The organism is Mycobacterium colombiense (assembly GCF_001665835.1).
In the GTDB taxonomy this organism is placed as follows: domain Bacteria; phylum Actinomycetota; class Actinomycetes; order Mycobacteriales; family Mycobacteriaceae; genus Mycobacterium; species Mycobacterium colombiense_A.
Genome location: NZ_LZSX01000011.1, coordinates 59,436 through 84,897, shown reverse-complemented (window position 1 = coordinate 84,897; position 25,462 = coordinate 59,436). Strand labels below are relative to the sequence as shown.

Annotated in this window: 21 protein-coding genes; 11 read left to right on the top strand and 10 right to left on the bottom strand. The window is 65.8% G+C overall.

Annotated elements, in window-relative coordinates; all coding sequences use genetic code 11:
• The 4 genes from A5760_RS02565 to A5760_RS02550 all read right to left on the bottom strand — a co-directional run.
• Nucleotides 1-2,678, bottom strand: a 2,678-nt coding sequence (locus A5760_RS02565; RefSeq protein ID WP_231122527.1) for a non-ribosomal peptide synthetase, incomplete at its 3' end; no start/stop codon positions are given.
• A complete protein-coding gene (locus tag A5760_RS02560; protein WP_064877532.1) occupies nucleotides 2,662-2,889 on the bottom strand; it encodes an MbtH family protein in 228 nt (75 codons plus the stop codon). The genes A5760_RS02565 and A5760_RS02560, both read right to left, overlap by 17 nt.
• Nucleotides 2,890-3,581: 692 nt before the next feature.
• Nucleotides 3,582-6,173 (bottom strand): helix-turn-helix transcriptional regulator, encoded by a 2,592-nt coding sequence (locus tag A5760_RS02555; RefSeq protein WP_064877531.1) that lies wholly within the window; start codon nucleotides 6,171-6,173, stop codon nucleotides 3,582-3,584.
• A gap of 478 nt (nucleotides 6,174-6,651) precedes the next feature.
• Complete coding sequence (locus A5760_RS02550) at nucleotides 6,652-9,330, bottom strand: helix-turn-helix transcriptional regulator (RefSeq protein WP_064877544.1); 2,679 nt, start codon at nucleotides 9,328-9,330, stop codon at nucleotides 6,652-6,654.
• A 1,195-nt stretch (nucleotides 9,331-10,525) separates the two neighbouring features.
• Between A5760_RS02550 and A5760_RS02545 the strand changes: the two genes are divergently transcribed.
• The 3 genes from A5760_RS02545 to A5760_RS02535 all read left to right on the top strand — a co-directional run bounded on the left by A5760_RS02545 (nucleotide 10,526) and on the right by A5760_RS02535 (nucleotide 12,601).
• Nucleotides 10,526-10,927 carry a helix-turn-helix domain-containing protein gene (locus A5760_RS02545; RefSeq protein ID WP_231122529.1) on the top strand — a complete coding sequence of 134 codons (402 nt, stop codon included), beginning with the start codon at nucleotides 10,526-10,528 and terminating at the stop codon, nucleotides 10,925-10,927.
• Between the two features lie 76 nt (nucleotides 10,928-11,003).
• Nucleotides 11,004-11,393: an ImmA/IrrE family metallo-endopeptidase gene (locus tag A5760_RS02540; RefSeq protein WP_231122526.1), complete on the top strand. Its 390-nt coding sequence runs from the start codon at nucleotides 11,004-11,006 to the stop codon at nucleotides 11,391-11,393.
• A gap of 32 nt (nucleotides 11,394-11,425) precedes the next feature.
• On the top strand, nucleotides 11,426-12,601 hold the full coding sequence (locus A5760_RS02535) for a DUF6545 domain-containing protein (protein ID WP_155764175.1): 1,176 nt from the start codon (nucleotides 11,426-11,428) through the stop codon (nucleotides 12,599-12,601).
• Nucleotides 12,602-12,623: 22 nt separating this feature from the next.
• On the opposite strand, the gene mshC is transcribed toward A5760_RS02535, so the two are convergent.
• Entirely contained in the window at nucleotides 12,624-13,859 is a 1,236-nt protein-coding gene (mshC, locus tag A5760_RS02530; protein WP_064877528.1) for a cysteine--1-D-myo-inosityl 2-amino-2-deoxy-alpha-D-glucopyranoside ligase, read from the bottom strand.
• A gap of 205 nt (nucleotides 13,860-14,064) precedes the next feature.
• Here mshC and A5760_RS02525 point away from each other — a divergent pair, with 205 nt between their 5' ends.
• Nucleotides 14,065-15,615, top strand: a complete 1,551-nt coding sequence (locus A5760_RS02525) for an aldehyde dehydrogenase family protein (RefSeq protein WP_064877527.1) — start codon at nucleotides 14,065-14,067, stop codon at nucleotides 15,613-15,615.
• 6 nt (nucleotides 15,616-15,621) lie between these two features.
• On the opposite strand, the gene A5760_RS02520 is transcribed toward A5760_RS02525, so the two are convergent.
• The 5 genes from A5760_RS02520 to A5760_RS02500 all read right to left on the bottom strand — a co-directional run bounded on the left by A5760_RS02520 (nucleotide 15,622) and on the right by A5760_RS02500 (nucleotide 19,136).
• Nucleotides 15,622-16,416: a 3'(2'),5'-bisphosphate nucleotidase CysQ gene (locus A5760_RS02520; RefSeq protein WP_064877526.1), complete on the bottom strand. Its 795-nt coding sequence runs from the start codon at nucleotides 16,414-16,416 to the stop codon at nucleotides 15,622-15,624.
• 66 nt (nucleotides 16,417-16,482) lie between these two features.
• Entirely contained in the window at nucleotides 16,483-17,298 is an 816-nt protein-coding gene (locus A5760_RS02515; RefSeq protein ID WP_064877525.1) for an SCO1664 family protein, read from the bottom strand.
• Nucleotides 17,282-17,869, bottom strand: a complete 588-nt coding sequence (locus tag A5760_RS02510; RefSeq protein ID WP_007770786.1) for a DUF3090 domain-containing protein — start codon at nucleotides 17,867-17,869, stop codon at nucleotides 17,282-17,284. The genes A5760_RS02515 and A5760_RS02510 overlap by 17 nt, the downstream gene beginning before the upstream one ends.
• A gap of 62 nt (nucleotides 17,870-17,931) precedes the next feature.
• Nucleotides 17,932-18,681, bottom strand: a complete 750-nt coding sequence (locus A5760_RS02505; RefSeq protein ID WP_064877524.1) for a histidine phosphatase family protein — start codon at nucleotides 18,679-18,681, stop codon at nucleotides 17,932-17,934.
• A 152-nt stretch (nucleotides 18,682-18,833) separates the two neighbouring features.
• Nucleotides 18,834-19,136 (bottom strand): hypothetical protein, encoded by a 303-nt coding sequence (locus A5760_RS02500; protein WP_064877523.1) that lies wholly within the window; start codon nucleotides 19,134-19,136, stop codon nucleotides 18,834-18,836.
• A gap of 136 nt (nucleotides 19,137-19,272) precedes the next feature.
• Between A5760_RS02500 and A5760_RS02495 the strand changes: the two genes are divergently transcribed.
• From A5760_RS02495 to A5760_RS02465, 7 genes are all read left to right on the top strand, one after another.
• Complete coding sequence (locus A5760_RS02495; protein ID WP_064877522.1) at nucleotides 19,273-20,313, top strand: YncE family protein; 1,041 nt, start codon at nucleotides 19,273-19,275, stop codon at nucleotides 20,311-20,313.
• A complete protein-coding gene (locus A5760_RS02490; RefSeq protein ID WP_064877521.1) occupies nucleotides 20,310-20,579 on the top strand; it encodes a DUF5703 family protein in 270 nt (89 codons plus the stop codon). Before A5760_RS02495 ends, A5760_RS02490 begins: the two co-directional genes overlap by 4 nt.
• Nucleotides 20,580-20,611: 32 nt before the next feature.
• The gene (locus A5760_RS02485; RefSeq protein ID WP_196771962.1) at nucleotides 20,612-21,682 is read left to right on the top strand and encodes a quinone-dependent dihydroorotate dehydrogenase; all 1,071 of its coding nucleotides are present in this window, start codon (nucleotides 20,612-20,614) and stop codon (nucleotides 21,680-21,682) included.
• Nucleotides 21,683-21,741: 59 nt separating this feature from the next.
• Entirely contained in the window at nucleotides 21,742-23,262 is a 1,521-nt protein-coding gene (locus A5760_RS02480; protein WP_064877519.1) for a PucR family transcriptional regulator, read from the top strand.
• A 247-nt stretch (nucleotides 23,263-23,509) separates the two neighbouring features.
• Nucleotides 23,510-24,076: a hypothetical protein gene (locus A5760_RS02475; RefSeq protein ID WP_419538209.1), complete on the top strand. Its 567-nt coding sequence runs from the start codon at nucleotides 23,510-23,512 to the stop codon at nucleotides 24,074-24,076.
• A 278-nt stretch (nucleotides 24,077-24,354) separates the two neighbouring features.
• Nucleotides 24,355-24,948: a GreA/GreB family elongation factor gene (locus A5760_RS02470; RefSeq protein WP_064877517.1), complete on the top strand. Its 594-nt coding sequence runs from the start codon at nucleotides 24,355-24,357 to the stop codon at nucleotides 24,946-24,948.
• A gap of 14 nt (nucleotides 24,949-24,962) precedes the next feature.
• Nucleotides 24,963-25,430 carry a GreA/GreB family elongation factor gene (locus tag A5760_RS02465; RefSeq protein WP_064877516.1) on the top strand — a complete coding sequence of 156 codons (468 nt, stop codon included), beginning with the start codon at nucleotides 24,963-24,965 and terminating at the stop codon, nucleotides 25,428-25,430.
• The last annotated feature ends 32 nt before the right edge of the window (nucleotides 25,431-25,462 follow it).

The following is a 25,462-nucleotide window of genomic DNA, read 5'->3' as shown; positions in this document are numbered from 1 at the left end:
CCCGGGCGGTCCTCGCGGGCGATCACTACCGCCTGCTCCACCCCGGCCAATCCGGCCAGCGCCGCACGGATTTCACCGAGCTCGATGCGATATCCGCGGATCTTGACCTGCTCGTCGGCGCGGCCTAGATATTGCAGCTGACCATCGGCACCCCATCGCACCAGGTCTCCGGTGCGATACATCCGCTGTCCGGACTCCCCGAACGGACATGCCACAAACCGCGACCCGGTCAACGAAGCCCGGCCCACATACCCACACGCCACACCGCGACCGGCCACATACAATTCGCCGACCACACCGGCGGGCGCCAGCCGCAACCACTCGTCGAGGACGAACAGCGCCGCGGTCGATACCGACGCACCGATCGGCACCACACCGGTCCCGACCGACAGCGGCGCGCTCAACGACGCATACACCGTGGCCTCGGTGGGGCCATAGGCGTTGATCACCACCCGCCCGGCCGCCCACGCATCAACCACCTCGGCCGGGCAGGCCTCACCGCCGAGTAGCAATGCCACCGACTCCAACCCCTGCGGGCACAGAGCGGCCACCGCCGACGGGGTCTGGGTGAGCACATTGACGTGTTCACTGACCAGCAACGCGTGGAAATCATCCGGCGAGCCGGCCACCTCGTCGGGTACGACCACCAGCCGGCCACCACCGAGCAGTGCAGCCCAGATCTCCCAAACCGAGAAGTCGAAAGCATAGGAGTGGCATTGCGTCCACACCTGCGCCGGCGGCAGGCCTGAGGGCTGCGAGTCCGCCAAATGGGCCAGGTTGCGGTGGGTGACCGCCACTCCCTTGGGGACACCTGTAGTGCCCGAGGTGTAAATGAGGTAAGCGATGCCCTCCGGGTCCGGCGCCGGTAGTGCCGTGCTGGGTCGGGCGTCCACCGCCGGATCGTTGACATCGATGACCGCCAGATCGCATCCCTCCAACCGCGGGCGTAGGTCCGCGGTGGTGATGACGGCGATAGGGGCGGCATCGGTGAGCATGAACCCGATCCGGGACGCCGGCAGCGCCGGGTCGATCGCCAGGTAAGCCGCGCCGGTCTTCAGCACCGCCAGCATCGCCACGACGGCCTGGGCCGAGCGTTCCAACAGCAACGCCACGCACTGCCCCGGCCCGATACCCCGGTCGGTCAGCAAGTGGGCCAACCGGTTCGCGGCCTCGTCGAGTTCCCGATACGTCAGAGCACCGCCCTGGAAGCTGATCGCCAGCGCCTCGGGAGCGCGGGCCACCTGGTCGGCAAACAGCACCGGAATCGATACCGGCGGCGGTGCGGGCTGGGTCAACACCGCCCGGTTACCCCACCCATCCAGGCGGGTGTACTCACCGGCGTTCAGCACATCCACCGACGAGAGCAATCGCCCCGGATCGGCGGCCATCGCCACCAATACCCGCTGCAACCGTCCCGCTAAATCGGAGACGTCAAAATTCGAAAACAGCTGCCCGACGCCGGCCGTGCCGAGGGAGAGCTGGTCACCGTCGCCAGAGAAGACCAAGCCAAAGCCGCCCCGGTGGCCAAGATTGGTATATGACGCCGATGCGGTCACACCACCGAAGGACAAAGTGAAACTAGAAGGGAGGAAATTGACGCTGACCCTATCTGCTGACTGCCCCGGGCCGCGGGCATGGATTTTGCGCTCGAGAGCCTGCACCGGAAATCTCTGGTGCTGCAGCGCTTCCCTAATTTGCGTGTCAACATGGGCACAAAATCCGGCAACCGCCGATTCCGGCGAAACCCGCAACACCAAGGGCACGACCCCGGCCACCATCCCCGGAAGCGTCTTTAACTCCGGACCTACTCGCCTGCTGACCGGGAAGTCGAGCACCACCTCTGAGTCGTCAGCGCACCACCCACGCACCAAAAGTGCGCACGCCGCGGTGAGGACCGATGATCGCGGCATGTTCCATGCTCGGGACAACTCGTCGACTCGGCGAAGGACGACGGCATCCAGCTGAACCGGCGCGGACGGACGATACGGATCATGCTCGCCCGCGGCTTGCGGCAACCGATAGTGCGATCCATTTTCCGCTGGAAGGTTTTCGGTCCAATAGGCCTGGTCGTCGAGATAATCGTCGGACGCTTCGTACTCTGACTCGCAGTCAACCAGGTCCTGTAACGAGCCGAAGATGCATGGAGGGATCGGCGCGCCGGAAACAATTGCCGAGTAGACGGATGCAATCCGTTGGCCCACCAGGGCAATGCCGGATCCGTCTGTGACTATGTGGTGACTGCACGCGAACAAATAGAATTCGTCGAGCCGCGCCCGGAATAGCGCAAATTTGAACAGAGGGCCGGTGAACGGCATCGGCGTGCGTTGGATCGAGGACGCTATCTCATGGGCGTCCTGCACGGCATGGTCCGAGCCGCTCAGGTCATAGAAGGCCAGCTCGACGTCCGGGTAGTCCATCGCGCGCTGGAAAACCTGGCCATCCACCTCGAAGATGGCGGCCCTGCCCGGTTCGGTCTCCTGCACCGCCCGGCGGATCGCCCACTCGAGCGCCTCACGCTCAACTGCGCCCTCGATTTTCACGAATAGGCCAAGCTGCCATTGCGTACCGAACTGACCCGATTCCTGCGCAAGCCAAATGTCTAGCTGCCCGCGCGTCAGCGGATATGCCTGGCCGTCGGAATCCGTCGGCCGCCCGCGCGGCTCAACTATCAAGACCACGGGCTACCAGCCTCTCGCGCAGACTTTTCGGACGGATGTCGGCCCAGTTCTGCTCGATGTACTGCAGGCACGCAGCGCGATCCGCTTCCCCGTAAACCATCTGCCAGCCGGCTGGAATCTCAGCGAACGCCGGCCACAGGCTGTGCTGCTCTTCGTCGTTGATCAAGACGAAAAAGCTGCCATTGTCATCGTCGAACGGATTGACACTCACAAGTCCTCCAAATTTTTGCTTTGGCATGAGCCGAATAGTTCAGTGCACTAGCTAGCTGTTGCTGACCGGGCGCCCGAAAACGGTCTCGACGAAGTGCATGACCCAGAGCGTCGTGGGTTTCAATCCTGTTGTCAGGCTTATTAAGTCGGTAGCGTAGTCAGGACCTGCACATAGAGTGGTAGGCGCAAGCAGACAGAGTGGTGGCTCCACAACGACAGGAAATTGCACAACCGAAAATAAGCCTCTCGGTCGCGAATTACATTGTACACCAGCAGTTTTCGTCGACGCCGCCGGCTTCGGCTCTTACGTGGCGACACGGCCCCACCCGAGACGGCCGGGGGATCCGTGCTGAACACTCGCGCGGCGTGTAAGGCACCTTACTCATGTCCGGGCGCGTTCCCGATGGGTAACTGGACGAGCTGGTGCCCAATGGGCATGGGTCGCCGCGGAACGTCCGTCATGACGTGCCGATGTCGTCGTCTTGTGTCCCGGACGAATCCGGGCTCAGCAGCTGGACGCGCTGGTAGCGTGGCACAATCCCACCTGCTATCTCCCTGTGCAGGAGGGGTTTTCGGTATTCACTTTTTTTCGGTATTCACTTGGTTGCGGCTATCAGACGCGTCGGCGGACCACGAGCTAGGGGCGGAACTCCTTACCGGGAGTCCCGACCAATGCCCGGAAAAACTGTTGCTTCACGACGCATCTCGGTTGATCAGATGAATGAGTTGGTCACGGTTGTTGATGCCGAGTTTGGTGAAAAGGCGGTACAAGTGTCCCTCGACCGTGCGTACCGAAATGACCAGCCGGTCGGCGATCTCGCGGTTGGACAGCCCGGCCGCGACCAAACTGACGATCTGACGTTCACGTCCGCTGAAGGGAAGGGGGTGCGCCGCGGCCTCGAGCGCCGGCGTGCTTGACCCGCATTGGTTGGCCAACGCGTGTGCCCACGTCGACGACTCGACCTCCTTGCGACGTTCGCCCCGGCGGGCATGTTCGCCGGCCGCCTGAGCCGCCGCGTCGGCGGCGAAAGCCGATGCGCCGAGGTCGGCGAATCGATGGGCCGCGGCATCGAGCAGGTCGCCGTCGTGTTGCGCCAGACCGCGGGCGTGGTTGGCCACCGCTTGTGCCGATGGGGAGTTCAAGGTTCGGGCGAGCTCATCCACTCGCGTGGCCTGCGAACGATCGCCGAAGCGAATGGCTGCATGGCGTGCCCGCATCTCGGCCACGTGCATCCCGGCTGTCCGCGCGATCTGCGCCGCTTGCATCGCATGTGTCTGGGCGCCCGCCGTGTCGCCTGCCGCTGCCCGCTCCCAGGCCCGGGCGAGTTCGAGTTCAGGCAAGAACACCGCAACATGTGGTCCGTATGCTTCCTCCGCACGCCGCAACGCCGCCGCGGCCGCCGCACCGTCCCCGCGCGTCCCCTCGGCCTGGGCCAGTAGGGCGGCCACCACCAGCAGCCAAGGCGACGGAAAGCCTTGGGACAGTTGCGAAATGGACCGGTCGAGAGTGGCGCACGCGGTCGAGAGCTCACCGCGGGTAACCTGCACGAGCCCGAGCATCGCGTCGACCATGGCCTCAGCTGTGGGAAGGCCGGTAGCCAGTGCGGCGTAACGCTTGTGGAGTCGGTCGGCTGCCGGATAGTCACCGGAGGCGGTCGCAACCATAACCTCGGCCAGTCCGATGGCGAACCGCTGCGCTCCCGCCCTGCAGAGCGTCGTAGCGCGCACGCCGGCAGCGGCTATGGGGCCGACTTCGGAGAAACGTCCGGCCGCCATCAGTGCACCGCATGTCGCGACGGCCGCCCACACGGTCGCCATCGGCACTACACCGGGCTCACACAGCCCGGGCCCAAGCTCGATCGTCGTCTCAATGTCGCCGCGGAAGAACCCGATCGAAACCTCGAAAGCATTGATCAGCTCGAGACCGCCCTCGGTCACGAGACGCTGTTTCACCTCGGTGAGTACCCGCATCGCCGTTTCGGCGTCACCGCATCCCCATGCCAGGTTCGCAGCGCGCAAACAACCCCACCGCGCAATCAACCACTCGTCGGCGTCATCGACGTCGACGTCTAGAAGGATGGCCTCGGCCTCGTCGCCGCGGCCCTGCCAACTCACCGCCTCGGCAAGCACCAACGCGGCCGGCAGGCCACCACCACGATCGACCGCGAACCTCGCCAGTTCCTCACCCAGCGCCACATTCGACAACGCCAACGCATCCGCCGCCGCCTTGACGGCCACATCGAGGTCGGGCTCCAAGTCGCTGCGCATCATGAACTGCGCCAGTTGGATATGGCCACGAGGATCAGAGATCTGCGAGCGTCGCCCCGCCGCCCGCAGATGCCGTCGAAGAACTTTCGCCAATATGCCGTTGAGTTGCCGCGAGCGCACCACGCCGGCATGGCGGACCGCGGCTTCACCGAGCATGGGGTGATGCAATTGCGCCACGGTGTGGGATCCGTCGGCAACCAACTGGATCAGACCACGGCGCTCCAGGTTTGCCATTGCATCCGCATCGCAGATGTCACGCAGGATCTCCAACTCCAACAATTCGGCGGTGGCCAAGAGCTCCACCACCTCCAGTTCCGCAGAAGTCAGCGATTGCAGCTGAAATTCCAAAGCATCATTGAGCTCGCGATCCGGGCGCAGCGGGCCCTGAAGATGCCAGCCCCGATCGGTGTGTACCAAAGCCCCGCTTTCCCGGCCCGCGGTGAGAAAACCGCGTAGCAGCAACAGATTTCCCGCACTGCGTTCATACAACTCGTCAACCAGCCCAGACTCGACCGGACCACCCAGGACCGTGTCGGCCAATAGGCCGGTCTGCTCGCGGGTGAAGGGATCGATGTGAACGGTCAGCAACATGCGCTCTTTCAACAACGCCGTCACCGCATCCAAGACCGGATCGCCGGACCGGATCGTCACGATCAACCGCGCACTTCGGCCGGCCGCAAGTTGATTGATCAACGTGGCCGACAAGGGATCGAGCAACTGCGCCTCGTCGACCATCACCACCAGGTTCTTGTCCTGGCCCAGGGTGTTGTGCGCAGCCGCCAGCATGATCGCCGGTTCATGTCCCACTCCGAGGCTCACCACGCGGGAAAATGCGCCCAGCGGCACAGCACAACCCGTTTGAGTGCCCAGCGCGAATCGCACCGTGCGCCCTGCCGCCTCCACCGTCTTGGCCAGCATGCGCGCCAGGGTGGACTTGCCCACCCCGCTGTCCCCGACCAATGCCACGCCGTTGAAGTCCCCGTTGTTGAGCGCCGCGAGCGAGCGCCGGAACTCCACATCGCGTCCCACGATGGGCCACGTCGACCCATTAACCCGTTGCGTCAAATGATGTATCTCCCACTCCCACCGAGGTGCCGACATGGCAACCAGACTGTTGCTGGCTCGCTCACCGTCGGCCGCGATTGCCGTTCGCATTCGCCGGCCGACCCGTCGAGCTCGCGGCGCTACATAACGCCGGAACGCGCCGCTGCCAGATAAAGCGCGAAGAAATCATCGGAATCCGAGGGCGTGTCCGAGCAGGCCGACGGGATCACGTCCTCGACTACCTGAAATCCTCTCGGCGGGACCGTATCTGCGGGTCCGGACGGAGCGACATCGTGACCGGCGGTCACGATGGTGTGCTTTCGACTACCTATCATGCGCCGGAGCCTATGGCCGCTCGAGAGAGCGTCGCCGGAATCTTCAGAGAAGTCGAGTGGTATGCGCGCCGAGTTAGAGTAGCGGGCCCTTAAACCCATAGGTTGCCTATAAAAACTTAGCCTGCATAGGGGTGAACGTCGTCCCCGCGACCGAGCGACCGTATGCCGCCGCCTAACAACGGGCCTCCTGCAGAAGGCTCTCGGGTTGTCAGCAAGGCGAGTTGGTCGCGGCTGTTGACGCCGATCTTGGCGAAAAGGCGATAGAGGTGTCCCTCCACCGTCCGTACCGAAATGACCAACCGCTCGGCGATTTCACGGTTCGACAAACCGGCCGCGACCAAACTCACGATCTGACGCTCGCGGTCGCTGAAGGGAAGCGGGCACATCGCGGCCTCGAGCGCAGGCGTGCGCAACTCGCAACGCCTGGCCAGGGCGTGCGCCCAGGTCGACGACTCGAATCTCTTACCGCGGTCGCCCCGGCGGGCATGTTCGCCGGCCGCCTGCGCCGCTGCGTCGGCGGCACAAGCTTGGGCGCCGAGATCGGCGAAGAGATGTGCCGCGGCATCGAGCAGATTGCCGTCGTGTTGCGCCAAACCGCGAGCATGATCGGCGACTGCCCCGGCCAGCGCCGTGTCCAACACACGGGCAAGTTTCTCCAGTCTCACGGCCTGAGAACGATCGCCGAAGCGGACCGCTGCATGGCGTGCCCGCATCTCCGTCACGTACGTCCCCGCGGCGCGCGCGATCTCCGCCGCTTGCATCGCATGCGTCTGGGCTGCCTTCGAGTCGCCGGCCGCTGCCCGCTCCCAGGCGCGGGCAAGTTCGAGTTCGGGCACAAACACCGCAACATGCGGTCCGTACGCTTTGTCCGCGCGTCGCAACGCCGCGGTGGCCGCCGCGCTGTCACCGCGCGCCCCCTCGGCCTGGGCTTGCCAGGCCCCCGCCACCACCAACCAAGGCGACGCAAAACCCTTCGCGAACACAGCGATTGAACTGGCGAACAATGCGCACGCCGAGGTCAGCTCACCGCGGGTGAGTCGAACGAGCCCCAGCATCGCGTCAACCATGGCCTCCGCTGCGGGATGACCGCCGGCCATCGCGGCGTAACGCTTGTAGATTCGCTCCGCCGCGCAATCATCCCCTGCCGCCGTCGCAGCCATGATCTCGGTCATGCCGATGTTGAATCGATGCGGCCCCAATCCGCACAGCACGGCCGCACGCAGCCCGACGTCCGCGATGCGGCCGACTTCGGAGAAACGCCCGGCCGCCGCCAATGCGCCGCAGGTCGGGAAAACCGCCCACACGGTCGCCACCGGCATTGCATCGGACTCGCACAGGCCCGGCCCAAGCTCGATCGTCGTCTCGACGTCCCCATGGAAGTAGCCCATGGACAGCTCCAACGCGTTGATGAGGCTCAGGCCGGCCTCGGACGAAACACGCTTCTTCACGTCATCGAGTTCCCGAGTGGCGGCTTCGACGTCCGCGCAGCCCCAGAAAAAGTTGGCGGCGCGCAGGCAGCCCCATCGCGCGGTCAGCCAGTCGTCACCGCCGTCGGGTTCGGCGTCCGCCAGCACCGAGTCCGCCTCGTCGCCGCGGCCCTGCCAACTCACCGCCTCGGCAAGCACCAACGCGGCCGGCAGGCCACCACCACGATCGACCGCAAACCTCGCCAGTTCCTCACCCAGCGCCACATTCGACAACGCCAGCGCGTCCTGCGCCGCCTCGATGACCACATCGAGGTCGGGCTCCAAGTCGCTGTGGATCATGAACTGCGCCAAGCGGATCCGGCCTTGCAGGGCGGGCTGCCGCAGTCGCCGCCGCCCCGCGGCCCGCTCATGCTTCTGTAGAGCTCGCGCGATTTTGCCGTTGAGTTGCCGGGCGCGCACCATTCCAGCGTGCCGGGTCGCGGCTTCACCGAGCATCGGATGACTCAACTGCGCCACGGTATGAGATCCGTCGGCAACCAACTGGATCAGACCACGACGCTCCAGAGTTGCGACGGCCTCTGCATCGCAGATGCGACGCAGGATCTCCCACTTCAGCCGCTCGGCGGTGGCTAAGAGCTCCACCACCTCCAACTCCTCTGGGCTCAGCGATTGCAGCCGAAATCCCAGAACATCGCGAAGTTCGCGATCTGCGCCCAGCGGGCCCCGCAGTTGCCAGCCTTCCTGTGTGCGAACCAATGCCCCAGTTTCCCGGCCCGCGGTCAGAAAACCCCGCAGCAGCAGAAGATTTCCCGCACTGCGCTCAAACAACTCATCAACCAACCCCGCCTCGACCACACCGCCCAGAACGGCGCCGGCCAATAGGCCGGTCTGCTCGCGGGTGAACGGTTCCACATGGACGGTCAGCAAGATGCGCTCTTTCAACAACGCAGTCACCGCATCCAGCACCGGCTCACGCGACCGGATCGTCAGGATCAACCGCGCACTACGGCCGGCAGCGAGCTGATTGATCAACGTGGCCGACAGCGGATCGAGCAACTGCGCGTCATCCACCACCACCACCAGATTCTTGTCCTTACCCAAGGTGTCATGCGCGGCGGCCAGCATGACCGCCGGTTCGTGCGCCACCTGAAGGCTTACCGCGCGGGAAAACGCGCCCAGCGGCACAGCGCAACCCGTTTGAGTGCCCAGCGCGAATCTCATGGTGCGCCCTGCCGCCTCAACCGTCTTGGCCAGCATCCGGGCCAGGGTGGACTTACCCACCCCGCTGTCGCCGACCAGCGCCACCCCGTGGAACTCCGAGTTGTTCAGCGCCGCCAGTGACCGCCGCAGCTCCACATCGCGGCCCACAATGGGCCACGCCGACCCGCCTTCGCCCGGCACTTTTAACCCTAGACTTGCTGAGGGGGCTTGGGCGTCAAGGCTTTTCGCATAGCCAGGCACGCGCCGAGTGGGCGGCGTCTTGAATCCCGAACGGGCCCACCACAATCCCCAGCGACGACAGCCACGGGATGAGCTGGCGACCGATTGTGATTGCGTCCCGGCGACCGACGCAGCAGCCTGCCCACCGGCGACCGCATCAACTCGCTCTTCGTATGCACCGGACCCAACTCCTTCTGCAGTCCAGTATTTGCCAGAAATATACCCCTATATTGGCGCGACAGCAAAGGCACTTCCGCCACCGGGATTCGACACCGGTGTAAATTATTGTACGGGTTATACAGGTGTTTCATAGATCTGCACCAGCCTTGGGGAGGGGTACACAGCAAACAAAAGACGCAACGCGCCACTTCGGATGAGATCGCTGACCGAAGCGACGCCTGAGAAATTTCAGGTCTTGGATTGCAACACTGGCTAACAGCGCCGACGGTGTCGGCCAGCTCGGGGAATTCAGCTTTTAGTGGCGCCTCGGTATCTGAGTCGGGCGCCGTGTACACAACGCCGGGGGTGGTTCGTGACGGCCTTCAAGCCTCGGCTCGACTTTGCTGTCCTTCGTCACGACCCCTTGCCATGCTGGTCCAATTCGCCGTGCGTTGCTTCGCCAGCGCGGAACACGCGGCTGCGCGGGATGTGAGCGGCTGCGCGAGATGTGAAACGCCAAGAGCATCGGGTGCCCATGGTCGAAGGTCGATCCCGCGCGATCGCATTGGCCCCACGGTGCTCGCCAGCAAAGCCGGGCCTCCGGGCACGGCAACGAGCTCGTCGATCGCAGGCTCACGGTTTGGAGACCTGGTGGCGAACTGTACACAGCAGTACACGTCACGCATTCAACCGTACGTTGATGAAAATGTAAAACGGAACGAAACGCCCCTGTGGATAAACACCGTGAAGCGCTTCACCAGGCACAGATCCCGAGGTCACGGGCGTGCACCTGAAAGCATTTGCGTGGCGAATGGGGGTCCATCGTGATTGCGTGAGCCTGTAACATGGGTACACACTGCTGGCGTTCGCATGAAATGAGAGTGCATTGAAAGTCGATGGCGTCGAGGCCAACGGGCCGGATGACAGCGGGCTGGCAGCACGCCTGAACAAGCTCTTCGAGCTGATGCGCAAGGCGGGCGCCCCCCCGCTTTCCAACGCCGCCGCCGCGGCGGCAATCACCGATAAAACCGGCGTCCCGATCAGCCCGGCTTACCTCTGGCAACTCAGAAGCGGCCTCAAAACAAACCCCACCGTCGCCCATTTACGGGCGATCGCCGACTTTTTCGGCGTGCCGCCGTCCTATCTGATAGATCGTGGCACCGACCCGGCGATCGAGGCGCAATTGAATCTTTTGCAGGCGTTGCGCGACAACGGAGTGCGCGATCTGGCGGCTCGTGCATCCGGCTTGACTGCCCAGGCTCTGAACAGCCTGGCGGCGATCGTCGATCACCTTCGCGAACTCGAACGATTACCCCCTATCTCCTCCAGGCGGGATGATCAGCTCGATGCCGGCATCAAACGTTGACATACTTGCGCTGACGCGCAAGCTCCCGATCCCGGTGCCCTGGGACCGGAACGTTTTCATCGACAACTTGGGCCAAATGCGCGGTCGGGCCATCCGGCTCGTCCCGGTGGATACGGCGGCGCTGGCGGACAGCCCGTGTGGGATATGGCTGGCCTGCGACAACGAAGACGTCATCCTGCATGAGACCGGAACCACCGACTACCACATCGACCAGATTGTGGGCCACGAGATCGGTCATATCCTCCTGGGCCATGGCCGCAGCGCCAGCCACGCCTGCGATGCGGCCGTGTGCCAGGCCTTGCCCGACCTCGATCCCGACACGGTGCGCGCGGTCTTGGGACGCAGCAACTACGCCGGTGACCAGGAGCGCGATGCCGAGATGTTCGCTTCTCTGTTGCTGATCGCCGCCGCCGAGGCCGCCGAACGTCACTCGATGATGCGTAGCGCCTTCTTCCGCCGCCAGTGACCTCCAGCATCCCAGGCATCATCGCGTGGCCCGTGATCACGATCATGGTGATCGTTCTCGCGGCGCGTTTCCGATGGTGCAGGGCCAACCTGTACCAGACTTACCTCAACAATGTGATGGCTTGGCTGCTGCTGGCCCAGCTCCTGCGTGAGCGCAAGGTCGAAGCGGTGCTGTCCAAAAGCACTCTCATGACCGTCACCACCGCCCAGCAATTATCTTGCGTCGCAATGATTTTGGCGTGCGGTGAATTCGTCGGGTTCACCATGCTGTGGAACAAGATCTCACCGGAGGAAACACGCCGCAGTCACCGCTATTACCGCCTGGCCGCCGTCGCGTTATCTGTGGCATTCCTGGGTGCGGGTACCCGTGCGCGCGTTGCGGGCCAGACGTTCGAGGTGTCCGGCGGCTGGGACGCGATCTTGGCGCTGAGCTTGTATCTGACCATGATCGTCATCTTGGTGACGCGGCTGCTGTGGATGTTCTTCTCCGAGCTGATAAGAGCCACCGAGCGTCGCGAAATGCTGCTCGCCGCCGCCGGAATCCTTGCAGTTCTCGTGACGGCGGCAGCCTGCCTGGAGGCACTGCTTCTGGCGGTGAGCGACCAGCTCGGCTGGACCCACACCGTTGAATTCCGGGGCCGGGTTCATGGATCGGAATTCCTATGGATGGCCCTCATCGTCTATCTCTTCGGCGCGGTGCCGCTCGTAGTCAGGCTGCATTCGTTCTTTGGGTTGGACCGCATCAGCCGCACCTGGAAGAGTTTGCAGCCATTGCGGCTCAGCATGACAACCGTGGTGCCGGAAAGCAGTTTCAGTATCGAGCATGATCACCGGCGATTTCAGAAGACCACTCTCCAGCTGCACCAAACCGTCATCGAAATCCGCGACGCGATCCTGCAGCTGCGCCACTATGTGGGTAGTACGGCTTCGGACCAGCTAGCCCAATTTCTCCACGAAAACTCCGTGCCGGCCGACGAACAGGGCTCCGCGACAACCGCTTTCGAGCTGGCGCACGCCGCCGAGGCCAAGGCCGTCGGACATCGACCCGAGACACCCGATAGGGATTTGGCCGTGCGCTCCCGTTCAACAAACCTCTACGAGGAAGCCGTCGATCTGTTGGCGCTGGCGAAATGGTGGACGCCCGCGCTGACGGCGGCCACGCAGGTCAACCCGGATGGACCCGGCGCGGGAACGGCTCTGCCGGCCTGACCGACGGCATACCATCGTTCGGCTAGAGGGCCACGCCCAGTAGCGCATCGACGGCGGTCGCCACCAACTTGGGCGCCTCGGCGTCGTGGCCACCGTATTCCAGCGCGTCGGTGGTCCAGCCATCAAGCGCAGCAAGGGCTTTGGGAGTATTCAGGTCATCGGCCAGGTATTGCCGCACCCGCGCGATCACGTCGGCGGCGTCCGGGCCGGCCGGCAGACCGGTCGCACCACGCCAGCGCTGCAGCCGGGCGACGGCGTCGTTGAGCACCTGATCGCTCCAGTACCGGTCGCCGCGGTAGTGCCCGGCCAGCAGCCCCAGCCGGATCGCCGCCGGATCGACACCCCGGGCGCGCAGCTGCGACACCAGCACCAGATTGCCGCGGCTCTTGGACATCTTGTGCCCGTCCCAGCCGATCATCCCGGCGTGCACGTAGTGGCGCGCGAATCTCCGCTCGCCGCGCACACATTCGGCATGTGCGGCGGTGAATTCGTGGTGCGGGAAGATCAGGTCGCTGCCGCCGCCCTGGATGTCCAGGCCGCTGCCGATACGGCTGAGCGCGATCGCCGCGCACTCGACGTGCCAGCCCGGCCGGCCGGGGCCGAACGGTGAGGGCCAGCTGGGCTCCCCCGGCCGCGCAGCCCGCCAGAGCAGGGCATCGAGTTGGTCGGTCTTGCCGAGCCGTTGCGGGTCACCCCCCCGCTCGGCGAACAGTCGCAGCATCGTGTCGCGGTCATAGCCGGACTCGTAGCCGAACTGCGGAGTCGCGTCGGCGCGGTAGTAAATGTCAGGGTATTCGCCGTCGACGACGTAGGCCGCGCCAGAGGCCAGCATCTTCTCGACGAGTTCGACGACCTCGGCGACCGCCTCGGTCGCCCCGACGTATTCGCGGGGGGCCAGGATGCGCAGCGCCGCCATGTCTTCGCGGTACAGCGACACCTCACGCTCGGCCAGGTCGCGCCAGTCGATGCCGTCGCGCTCGGCGCGCTCCAGCAGCGGATCGTCGATGTCGGTGACGTTCTGGACGTAGTGGACGTCGTGGCCGAGATCCAGCCACTGCCGGTAGACCAGATCGAACGCCAGATATGTCGCCGCGTGGCCCAGATGGGTCGCGTCGTACGGGGTGATGCCGCAGACGTACATCGTGGCGGTCGAGCCGGCCGCCACGGGACGCACCTGCCGGTCAGACGTGTCATACAGCCGAAGCTCCGGACCGCGTCCCGACAACACGGGGACCTGGGGGGAAGACCACGACTGCATGGCAATCAGCCTAGGCGCGCCGACGATGCGGCCCGCGCGGCGGGCCGAGAAGGAGGCGCGCAATCAGCCTAGGCGCGCCGACGATGCGGCTCTGAATCACCCGCCGCCACACCCATCGCGAGCTATATCGCCGCAGCGCGATTTGTGGTTTGCTGAATCCGGTATCGAGCAAATTCGCTCAACGTCCACGAGCGGGGTGGTTGCCATGTCGACTGGCACAACTGACCGACCAGACACCGCGGGCGCGGCCGCGCAGCAAGAAGTCGTGGTCAGATGCCCCGCGACGGCACAAGTCGTCGGCAGCGTCCCCATCTCGACGGCCGCCGAAGTCGAGGCCGTGGCCGCCCGGCTGCGTAAGGCCCAGCCGTTATGGCAGCAAACGCCAATCAACGGCCGCGCGCGGTGGCTGGGCAAGTGGCGCGACTGGATGCTCGACCACCGCGACGACCTGCTGACGCCGCTGCAACTCGAGACGGGCAAGTCCTGGGGCGACACCGGAGTGGAGATCGCCGCGCTGCAGATCATCAACTACTGGATCGACAACGCCGCCGAATTCCTCGCCGACCAGACGGTGCACCCCTACGGCGCCGCGAACGTGGGCAAGAAGCTGACCCTGGTCTACCAGCCCTATCCCCTTGTCGGGGTGATCACACCGTGGAACGGACCACTGTCGGTGCCGCTGCTCGACATTCCCGCGGCGCTGATGGCCGGCTGCGCCGTGCTGTCCAAGCCCTCGGAGTTCACCCCGCTCGCGTGGCGGGTGGCGGTCGAGGGCTGGAAGCAGATCGGCGCGCCGGACGTGCTGGACGCGGTGTTCGGTTACGGCGAAACCGGTGCGGCACTGGTTAATACGGTCGATTACGTGATGTTCACCGGTTCGGTGAACACCGGGCGCCACATCGCCGTCGCGGCCGCGGAGCGGCTGATCCCCTGCAGCCTGGAGCTCGGCGGCAAGGACGCGATGATCGTGTGCGCCGATGCCGACATCGACCGCGCCGTCGACGGTGCGGTGTGGGGCGGCTTCGTCTACACCGGGCAGGTGTGCATCTCCGTGGAGCGACTCTATGTCGAGGAGCCGGTCTACGACGAGTTCGTAAACAAGTTGGTAGCCAAGACATCTGCGCTGCGCAACGGGATGGACTCCGCGCACGACTATTCTTGCGAGGTCGGGTCGATGACCACCGCGCAGCAACTCGCGATCGTGTCCCGCCACGTCGACGACGCCGTGAGCAAGGGCGCGAAAGTGCTCGTCGGCGGCAAGGCGGGCGACGACGGTGGCCTGTTCTACGAGCCGACGGTGCTGGTGGACGTGAACCACGACATGGATTGCATGCGCGAGGAGACCTTCGGCCCGACCCTGCCGGTCATGAAAGTGCGCGACGTCGCCGAGGCCATCGAGCGGGCCAACGACTCCAACCTGGGGCTGTCCGGCAGCGTGTGGACGCGCGACAAAGACAAGGCGATGTCCGTTGCGCGGCAGATGAATACGGGCAGCGTCAACATCAACAACGTCATCGCCAGCCTGCTGCAGTTCGGGCTTCCGATGGTGGGCTGGAAGGCATCGGGAATCGGTTCCCGCTCCGGTGGCGCCGACGGCATCCGCAAATACTGCCGCCAGAAGGCCATCGTCGCCGACCGGGTCGCGATGAAAAGGGAGCTGCTCTGGTACCCCTACAGCCGCAAGAAGGGCAGCCTCGTCGAAAACATGGTCCGAGTGCTCTCGGCGAAAGACTGGCGGCGCCGGTTGGGGCGGTAACGGCCGCTACCCGCCGCGGATGGCGCTCAGCAGGATCGGCGCCAGCTCGGCGCGACACATCACGAAGTCGGGCAGATACGGGTCGAGTTGGTTGTAGCGCATCGGCGATCCGTCGAGCCGCGACGCATGCATCCCGGCGGCCATCACCACCCCGGCGGGGGCCGCCGAATCCCACTCCCACTGGCCGCCGGCGTGCACGTAGGCGTCGACGTGCCCGTCGATGATCGCCATCGCCTTCGCGCCGGCCGAGCCGATCGCGACGGGCTGGATGGGCAGCGTCTGCCGCATCCGGTGCAGCACCGCGGGAGGGCGGGTCGCGCTGACAGCGATGCGGATGGTGTCGGTGACGCCGGCGCGCGCGGCGCCGGCGGTCACGGTGTCGCTGCGGTAGACGATGTTCCCGCGGGCCGGCAACGACACCGCCGCGTCGGTGATTTCGCGCTGGCCATTGCTGGAGTCACCGGTAGGGCGTTGCCACAGCGCGATGTGCACCGCCCAGTCGTCGCGGCCGGGCGTGGAGAACTCGCGGGTGCCGTCCAGCGGGTCGATGATCCACACGCGGTCGTGTTTGAGGCGGGACAGATCGTCGTACGCCTCCTCGCTGAGCACCGCGTCGTCGGGCCGCTCCTCGTGCAGGCGCCGCAGTATCAGCGCGTTCGCCAGGCTGTCGCCCGCGTCGCCCAGCGCCCAGGGATACCCGAAGCCGACTTCGTCGCGGACCTTCAGCAGCAACTCCCCCGCATCGGCGGCGAGATCGGCGGCCAGGGCGGCATCGGTTATCTCGTCGGCGGCGGGGCTCACCGCTTCAGTATCGCCGACGGCGAACCGCGGCCTTCACCGATGGCGGCGCCGCGCTTGCGATCGCCGCTAGAAGGCCGGCCACGGAATCGGGCGATGCCGGTTGGGTCCGGGCATCACCGGGTTGTCCAGCAGCGCGCACGCGCGCAGGCGCAGCGCGGCGATCTCGGCCCGGGTGATCTGCTCGGCCAGCTCGTCGCCGAACTGATCGTCCAGCGCGTCGACCAGGCCGGCGACGGCCTTGCACGTGTGATCGTCGATCGGCTTGCCGGCCCATCCCCACAGCACCGTGCGCAGCTTGTCCTCGACATGCAGGCACACGCCGTGGTCGACCCCGAAGATGTGGCCGTCGAGGTCGCGCAGCACGTGGCCGCCCTTGCGGTCGGCGTTGTTGACCAGCACGTCGAACACCGCCATCCGCCATAGGCGAATGTCGTCGGCGTGCATCAGGACCACCTCGTCGCCGGCGTAGTCGAGGGCGCGCAGCACCGGCAGGTAGCCCGGCTGCCTGGTGCCGGCGGGAAACAGGTCGACCAGATCCGGCCCGGGGCGGGGCTCGCTGTCGACCGCGTCGCCGGGTTGCTGCACCCACCGCTGCAGCATGCCCGGGCCCGCCGGCCCGTGCCGAATGATCGTGTAGGGCACGATGTTCCAGCCCAACTTCGCCGAGACCAGATATGCGGCCCGTTCGCGGCCGGCGAGCGTCCCGTCCGGGAAATCCCACAGCGGCGCCTCGCCGGCAACCGGCTTGTAGACGCAATGCACGCTGGACTCGCCGAGCGTCGATTCGCAGAGGAAGGTGCCGTTGCTGGCCGAGCGGATCCGTCCGATGACCGTCAGCTCGCCGTCGCGCAACACCTCACGGTCGTCAGACCTCTGGGTCATCGTCAGGCCCGAGCAGCGCACTGCGCCGATATCCGTTGGCGCGTGCGCAGATATGGCCCTCCGGGTCCAGCGGTTCGTCGCACAACGGACACGGTGGACGTCCCGCGGAGATGACGCGATTGGAGCGGGTGGCGAATTGGCGCGCCGACTCCGGCGTCAGGAACACCCGCACCGCGTCGGGACCCTCTTCGGTGTCGTCGAGCACCACCGACGCGTCGAACTCGGCGTCGGTGACCGCCAGCAACTCGACCACTACCGTCTGGGCCTCCGAATCCCAACCCAGGCCCATCGTTCCGACCCGGAACTCGGCGTCCACGGGAGTCACCAACGGATCGAGGTCCTCGATCTCGGCGGGCTCCGGCGGGACGGGCGTACCGAACCTGCGGTTCACCTCGAGCAGCAGCGCACCGATGCGTTCGGAGAGCACCGCCACCTGCTGCTTCTCCAAAATCACCGACACCACTCGGGCGTCGTGCACAGCCTGGATGTAGAACGTGCGATTTCCGGGCTGGCCGACGGTCCCGGCCACGAAGCGGTCGGGTGTGCGGAAGACGTGAATTGCGCGGGCCATGGCACTTCCCAAAATACCGGCTGTTGCCACCGCCGTGCGATCCGATGGAGGTAGCCGCCGAATTAATCCGTGGAACCGCCGACCACCGCGTCGCTGGACGGTACCGCGGCGGCCGATTCCTGCGGCTCTCCGTTGGACTTCGGGTCGGTTTCGGGCTTCGCGTCTTCCTTCGCCGGGGGGCCGGCCCGCAGGGCGGCGGACAGCCGCGCACCGGTGTGGTTGACGTGCAACACAAACGGGCGCAGCTCGGTGTAGCGGATCACACTCACCGACGCCGGGTCGGCGGTGACGCGCTGGAACCCGTCCAGGTGGATGCCATACGCGTCGGCGATGACCGCCTTGATGACATCACCGTGAGTGCAAGCGACCCACAGCACATCGCCGCCGTGCTCGGCGGTCAGCCGGCGGTCGTGCTCGCGCACGGCGAACACGGCCCGCGCCTGCACCTGCGCCAAGCCTTCGCCGCCGGGGAACACCGCCGCGCTGGGATGCGCCTGAACGACCTTCCACAGCGGCTCGCTGACCAACTCGCCGAGTTTGCGGCCCGTCCACTCGCCGTAGTCCACCTCGGCGAGCCGATCGTCGACGAGCGGCGTCAGGCAGAGCGCGTCGGCCAACGGCTCGAGGGTGCGACGGCAGCGCAGCAGCGGCGAACTGACCAGCTCCCGGATCGGCAGATCGCCGATCCGATCGATCAGGCCATCCGCCTGTTCACGGCCCTTGTCATCGAGGTCGACGCCCTCCGAGCGACCGGCGAGTACGCCCGCCGTGTTCGAACTCGAGCGGCCGTGCCGTAACAGGATGACGGTCATATCGACCACGACGGTACCCGGTGGACGGGTCCGGGCAGGACTAGCGGGATGGCGGCGACCCGCCGCGCCCGGCTACGCCGCGCTTGCGATCGCCACTAACCCGGGATGGTGGCGACCCGCCGCGCCCGGCTACGCCGCGCTTGCGATCGCCACTAGCGCGAAACCGGCTCCGCGTGCGCCACGGAGTCGCGCACCGCAGCGCTCAGGCTGCGCTCGTCGGTGAGGTCGATGTCGACCAGGCTGCGGACGGCCCTGGCGACCACCTCGTCGGCCTGCGGAACGGGCCCGGCCAGGCGCGGCCGGTAAACCTCGACGACAAGGGATCGGTTCTCGATGTGGAACGAAAAACTCCGCCCATCACCGACTTGTCCGTATCCGCTAGCGGAAATGCCTGTCGACATGTCCTCGACAGCAAACTCATTCTGCGCCAAATGACGGTCAGCGGTGACGGCCATGAGCTGACCATACCTCGCCGGTAAAGAGGAACGCAGGCAGCATGGCCCTGTTGGATGCGAAGCGTTCCTTAGAATTTGTGTTCCACCGCCGAACCACGAGGGAAAAGAATTGCTGTCACGGCATTTTCGTCACAAGATGGCAGCTCAATGCCGTGTTTTGGGGATCGCGGTTTTGCTGAGCCCAGTAGTCGGGTGTTCGTCGAATCCGCTCGACACGGCGCCGCGCACCATCGAACCGGCGCACGCCGCCGTGTCGCCGCCGGTCTCGCAGCAGCCGGCCGGGGCGGTATGGCCGCTGGCCGGTCACGCCGCGGCGGCGGTCTTCGACGGCGGCACCCATCAGCTGGCGGTCCTGACGCCGGGCAACGACCCGGCCGCACCCGCCAGCGTCACCGTCTTCGGCGATCCGCAGGCGCCGCCGCGCGTCGTCGAGCTGCCCGGACCGGCGACCGCATTGGCCGACGACGACCACGGAACCGCCTACCTGGCCGCCCGCGGCGGGTACCTCGCGGTCGAGCTGTCCACCGGTCGCGTGACCCAGGTGCGCGTCGCCGACGCCGCCCAGACCGAATTCACCGCGGTGGCGCAGCGCGCCGACGGCAGGCTGGTGCTGGGCAGCGCCGACGGCGCCGTCTACACCCTCGCCGCCCAGGCACCGCGCACCGTGACGAATGCGACCGTCACCAACCGCAACAAGATCTTTGCCCGCGTCGATTGGCTTGCCACACAAGGCAATACGACGGTGGTGCTGGACCGAGGGCAGACGTCGGTAACGACGATCGACGCCGACGGCCACGCCCAGCAGGCGCTGCGGGCGGGCCGGGGCGCCACCACGATGGCCGCCGATCCGGCGGGCCGGGTGCTGGTCGCCGATACCCGCGGCGGCCAGCTGCTGGTGTACGGCGTGGACCCGCTGATCCTGCGTCAGGCCTACCCGGTTCCGCAGGCACCGTACGGCCTCGCCGGCTCCCGCGCGTTAGCCTGGGTTTCGCAGACCGTTTCCAATATCGTCATTGGTTACGATCTATCCACCGGAATTCCCGTCGAAAAGGTGCGTTACCCGACCGTGCAGCAACCGAACTCACTGGCCTTCGACGAAGCGTCAGACACCCTGTACGTGGTGTCGGGTTCCGGGGCGGGAGTTCAGGTCGTCGAGCACGCGGCGGGTACGCGTTGACCGCCGCGCGGCGCAGCCGCCTGCCCGCGGGCTGGGACACCGAGATGTCCGACGAATACGAATGGGCGCCGTTGCGCCTGCCACCGGAAGTGACCAGGGTCAGCGCGTCCACCCGATTGTCGATCGAGGCCGAATACCGCGGCTGGGAGTTGACCAGGGTGCGGCTTTACACCGATGGCAGCAGACGAGTGCTGTTGCGCCGCAAGAAATCTCGTTTGGACAGCGCCGGCTCCGAGGGGCGACGGCCCGACCAGCCGGAACTGTGACGCCCGCCCAGCCACGCAAGGGCGGACACCGGATATACGGCTTGCTGCGACCGCTGTTTTTCGTGATCCCGCCCGAGCGGATCCACACGCTGGTATTCGCCTTGCTGCGCGGTGTCACCGCGGTCGGGTGGCCGCGGCGGGTGCTGCGCCGGCTGCTGGCCCCGACGGATCCGGCGCTGGCCAGCACGGTGTTCGGGGTGCGCTTTCCCGGGCCGCTTGGGCTGGCGGCCGGCTTCGACAAGGACGGCCTCGGCCTGCTCACCTGGGGCGCGCTGGGCTTCGGGCACGCGGAGGTTGGGACGGTCACCGCCAACCCGCAACCCGGCAATCCCGCCCCGCGCATGTTCCGGCTTCCGGCCGACCGGGCGCTGCTGAATCGGATGGGCTTCAACAATCTCGGTGCGGGCGCGCTGGCGATGCGGCTTTCGCGGCAGCGGCCCGAGGTGCCGATCGGGGTCAACATCGGCAAGACGAAGGTGACGCCGGCCGACGAGGCCGTCGACGATTACCGGGCGAGCGCCCGGCTGGTCGGCCCGCTGGCGTCCTACCTGGTGGTCAATGTCAGCTCGCCGAACACGCCCGGGCTGCGCAATCTGCAGGCGGTCGAGTCGCTGCGGCCCATCCTGTCGGCCGTGCTCGCCGAGACGTCGACACCGGTGCTGGTGAAGATCGCGCCGGATCTTTCCGATTCCGATGTGGACGAGATCGCAGACCTGGCAGTCGAACTGGGGCTGGCCGGTATCGTCGCCACCAACACCACCGTGTCGCGCCAGGGTCTGCACACACCGGGGGTCGACGAGCTGGGTCCGGGCGGCATCTCCGGTCCGCCGGTGGCGCGCCGCGCCGTCGAGGTGCTGCGCAGGCTGTACGGCCGGGTCGGCGACCGCCTGGTGCTGATCAGCGTCGGGGGCATCGAGACGGCGGACGACGCGTGGGAGCGGATCACCGCGGGCGCATCGCTGCTGCAGGGCTATACGGGCTTCATCTACGGAGGAGGCTTGTGGGCCAAGCAGATTCACCAGGGCATCGCGCAGCGGCTGCATGACGGCGGCTTCGCGTCCCTCGGTGCTGCCGTCGGCTCGGCGGCCCGCACACCGGAGTAGCTCAGGCCGAGCTTGACTTCTGGATAGGCTGACTACCAGTTCGGCATTAGGAGCGGCTGGTGATCACTTTGGACCGCCTGGTGAACGTGCTGGGTGGTTATGGAGTCGGCTTGCGTTGGTCGTCGGTGCCCAGGTCGACTGAACTGCGCAGCGTGGTGATCCACGAAGCCGCGCCGGATCATGTGGTGGTAGGCGACGTATTGCTGGCGATCGGTGCCGCCTCCGTTAGCGAAGCAATGCAGTGGGCAGCTTCAGCGCGTGCTGTCGTGGTGTTGGTACGCGGCGGTGAGGAGCGAATCGCGTTTGACAGAGACGCCGGGGTCGGCGCGGTCATGGTGGTCGACGAGAAGGTCACGTGGAGCGAGGTGGGTACGGTCGTCTACGGGCTGGTGCTGGAGGGCCGTGAGACTGAATCCGGTCGTGGCCCAACGGATCTGTTCGCGCTGGCCGATAGCCTGGCGGATGCTATCGGCAGTTCAGTTGTCATTCACGATCGGCTGTTGCGGGTGTTGGCGTATTCGAAACTGCAGCAACATGCCGATCCGGCGCGGGTGCAGACGATCCTGGAACGACAGACACCGGAGCAGCTCCGCGCATCGTTGGATGCGCGGAGCGTATTCGCACACCTGGGGGTCTCCAACGAGCCGCTGTTTGTCCCCGAGGACTCCGAGCACGGCTTGATCGGTCGCATGGTGGTGGCGGTGCGCTCCGGAGGAGAGCTGATCGGGTCGGTGTGGGTGGCGTGTTCGGCGCCGCTGGACGAAGCGGCGCGCAGCGCCTTGGCCGAGGGTGCACACACGGTGGCCCTGCATCTTCTACGGTCACGAGCCAGCGCCGACTTGGAGCGCCAAATCGAATCCGAACTGGTGATCCGGTTGTTGGAGGGCACGGCTGATGCCGCCATGGTGGCTAGCAGGCTGGGTCTGCCGCACGACGGTTTGAGGGTTATTGCGCTGCAGGCGTTCATCGGCGACGAACGCGATGCCGCTCTGTTGTTGGCGTTCGAACGCGCCACCACCGGGTTCGGCTGGTCACGGCCGGGTCGCAGCGCTTTGGCAGGCAATATCGTTTACACGCTGCTTCCCGGCGGGCAGGCACCGGCGCGGCGATGGGTAGCCGGTCTGCGGGCGGCCCTCCCCGAACAGGCGACGGTGCTGGCCGGCGTAAGTGGCGCGGCTGAGGTGACAGACCTCGCCGCTGCACGCCATGAAGCCGAGGAATGTCTTGCGCTGCATGAGATGTCACCCGGGGCCCTGCCTCCGGTCTATGACGAGTCATGGGCTGACATCCTGCTGCAGCGATTGCGCACCGCCGCGCGCTCAGGCCGGTCCCCATCCCGTGGTCCGGTGGCCGAGCTAGGCCGCCATGACCGCGCCCACGGGACCGACTACGTGGCCACGCTGCGAGCATGGCTGGAGGCCCAGGGCGACCCGACCGAGGCCGGTGAACGGCTGGGAGTGCACGAAAATACCGTGCGTTACCGGCTGCGCAAGATGGCCGAGATCACCAACCTGCAGTTAGACGATGCCAGAAAACGGTTGGCGATGACGATAGAACTCGCGGCCATCGACACCGATTGACCAAGGGCGCTGTCGAAACCCGACAAAGCGGGACAGCGTCGTTGTCGGGCTGCGCAAAGCTTGCAGCAGCCATCCGCACCATCATTAAGGTTGCCAACTCAGAGGGCAGGTTTGAGTGACGGCTGGTTTCCGCCCGCCGCGCGATACCTCAAACCCACGCCAACTCTCCGATAGGAGATGTTCGATGTCGACCTCAGACCCCGATCATCAATCGATCGCCGACCGCCGATCGGATGATGACGCCTCGATGGAGACCTTCACCGTGCCGTTGCCGCGGAGGCTGTTCGTGCGGCTCTTCGGTCGTAACCCGCTGATACGCACCACGGACCGGTTGGAGGCGCTGATTTTGGTGTTAGCCGTTGCGGCCTCGCTGCTCGCCGTACCTATCGGTGCCGCGCTGGGCACCGCGGTGCATGATTCTCGGAGCCGCCTCTACGCCGAGCAGATCCAAACCCGCCGCCCGGTGACCGCGACTGTCACCGGCGAGAGTCACCCTCGCCGCGACCTTGAAAGCCCGACAGTGACCGTTCCTGCCCGATGGTTTGCCGCCGGGGCCGAACGCACCGGCGACGTCACCGCGCCGCTGACAGCCAAGCTCGGCGACGATATTGAGATTTGGATAGACGACGACGGCCTTCCGGTTGCCCGACCGCTAAACACCGCCCGCGACGAGGCGCTGGTCTTCGCGGTAGCGACCTGGTGGTGTGTGAGTCTCTTGGCAGTGGCCCTATTCGCGCGCGCACGTATCACCCTTGACCGACTCCGCTACGACCGATGGCAACAGAGTTTCGACCGCCTCGTCGAGCGGCAATAAGGCAACGCGCCAGAAGCTCTCGCCGCTCAGGTCGAGACCGCTTCGGGGCAGCCTCGGCAACAGCATTGTCGGGGCGTGACAATGCAGCGCACCGCCGTTGTCGGTTTTCGGCAAACACCGTCGTGCCCGCGCACGCCATCATGGAATCAACGCCCAACGAAAACCTTCAGCCGCTCCGGCATTTCGCCCACCATGAGCCTCCGAGTCGTCAGCGGCGGCCGCCTACTTAGGCCCGCCCCTGACGACGCTCCCCGACAATCGAAAGGACACCGCTCAAATTGACCAGCACCGAATCCATCTGGATGACACGACAGCAATACACCCGCCTGCGGAACAAACTCAACGCGTTGCGGTCGGGGCTGATCGTAGAAGTTCCTGACGACTTAATGGACTTCGACGCGAAGAGCTCAGTGCTACAACGACGTATCCGCGAGATTCAGAACCTGTTGGCCAAGGCGATCATTGGCGAGAATCCCGCCGGTGATCCCATCGCCGAACCGGGCATGGTTTTGACCATCCGCTACGACGCCACCGGTGAGACCGAAACCTTTCTGCTAGGCAGACGCGGCAGCGAAGGCGCCGACATCAAGGTCTACTCGATGGCCTCGCCGTTGGGCCGCGCGATAGCCGGCGCGCGTCCCGGCGACCAGCGCATCTACTCAATTCCCGATGAGACGGGACGACTGGTGACGCTGCTGGAGGCGGTGCCCTATGAAATGCATCTGACGAAAGGCACCCGCTCACAGACAGCCCACCGCGACCTAACCGCTAACAGCGGCCCAAGCTGTCTAACAGGGAGCGGCCCGGAAACCAACCGCACCAACGACGTTCGCGTCGCACGGGGGCCGCGACCTCAACTCACTACGACATAAGGAGAGCAACGAACATGACCAGCACGCAACCCGTGTGGATTTCGCCGCACGGCTACGAGCGGCTACAGAGGGAACTGGCCAGGTTACGTGTGTTGCACACCAGCGCATCCGCCGACGGTCGGTCGGACGACAACGCCATCGCTGCCCAACACGCGTGGCAGGCCAGGATCCAACGTATCCATGACTTGTTGTTCAATGCCGTCGTCGGCGAGGACCCGCCCGACGACGGGATCGCGGAGCCCGGCATGGTTTTGACAGTCCGCTACGACGATACCGGCGACACCGAGACCTTCCTTCTAGGCGTACGCGACGCCGAATACAGCGACATCGAGGTCTACTCCAACGAATCCCCGCTAGGCGCCGCGATCGCAGGTGCACGCCCCGGTGAACGACGCACCTATACCCTGCCCAGTGGTGCGGCCCTGAACGTCACACTGCTTGAAGCCGTGCCGTACGGAATTCACCCGGCTGGATTGAAGTAATGACCGATTACACGACTTCAGTTCATCGCACG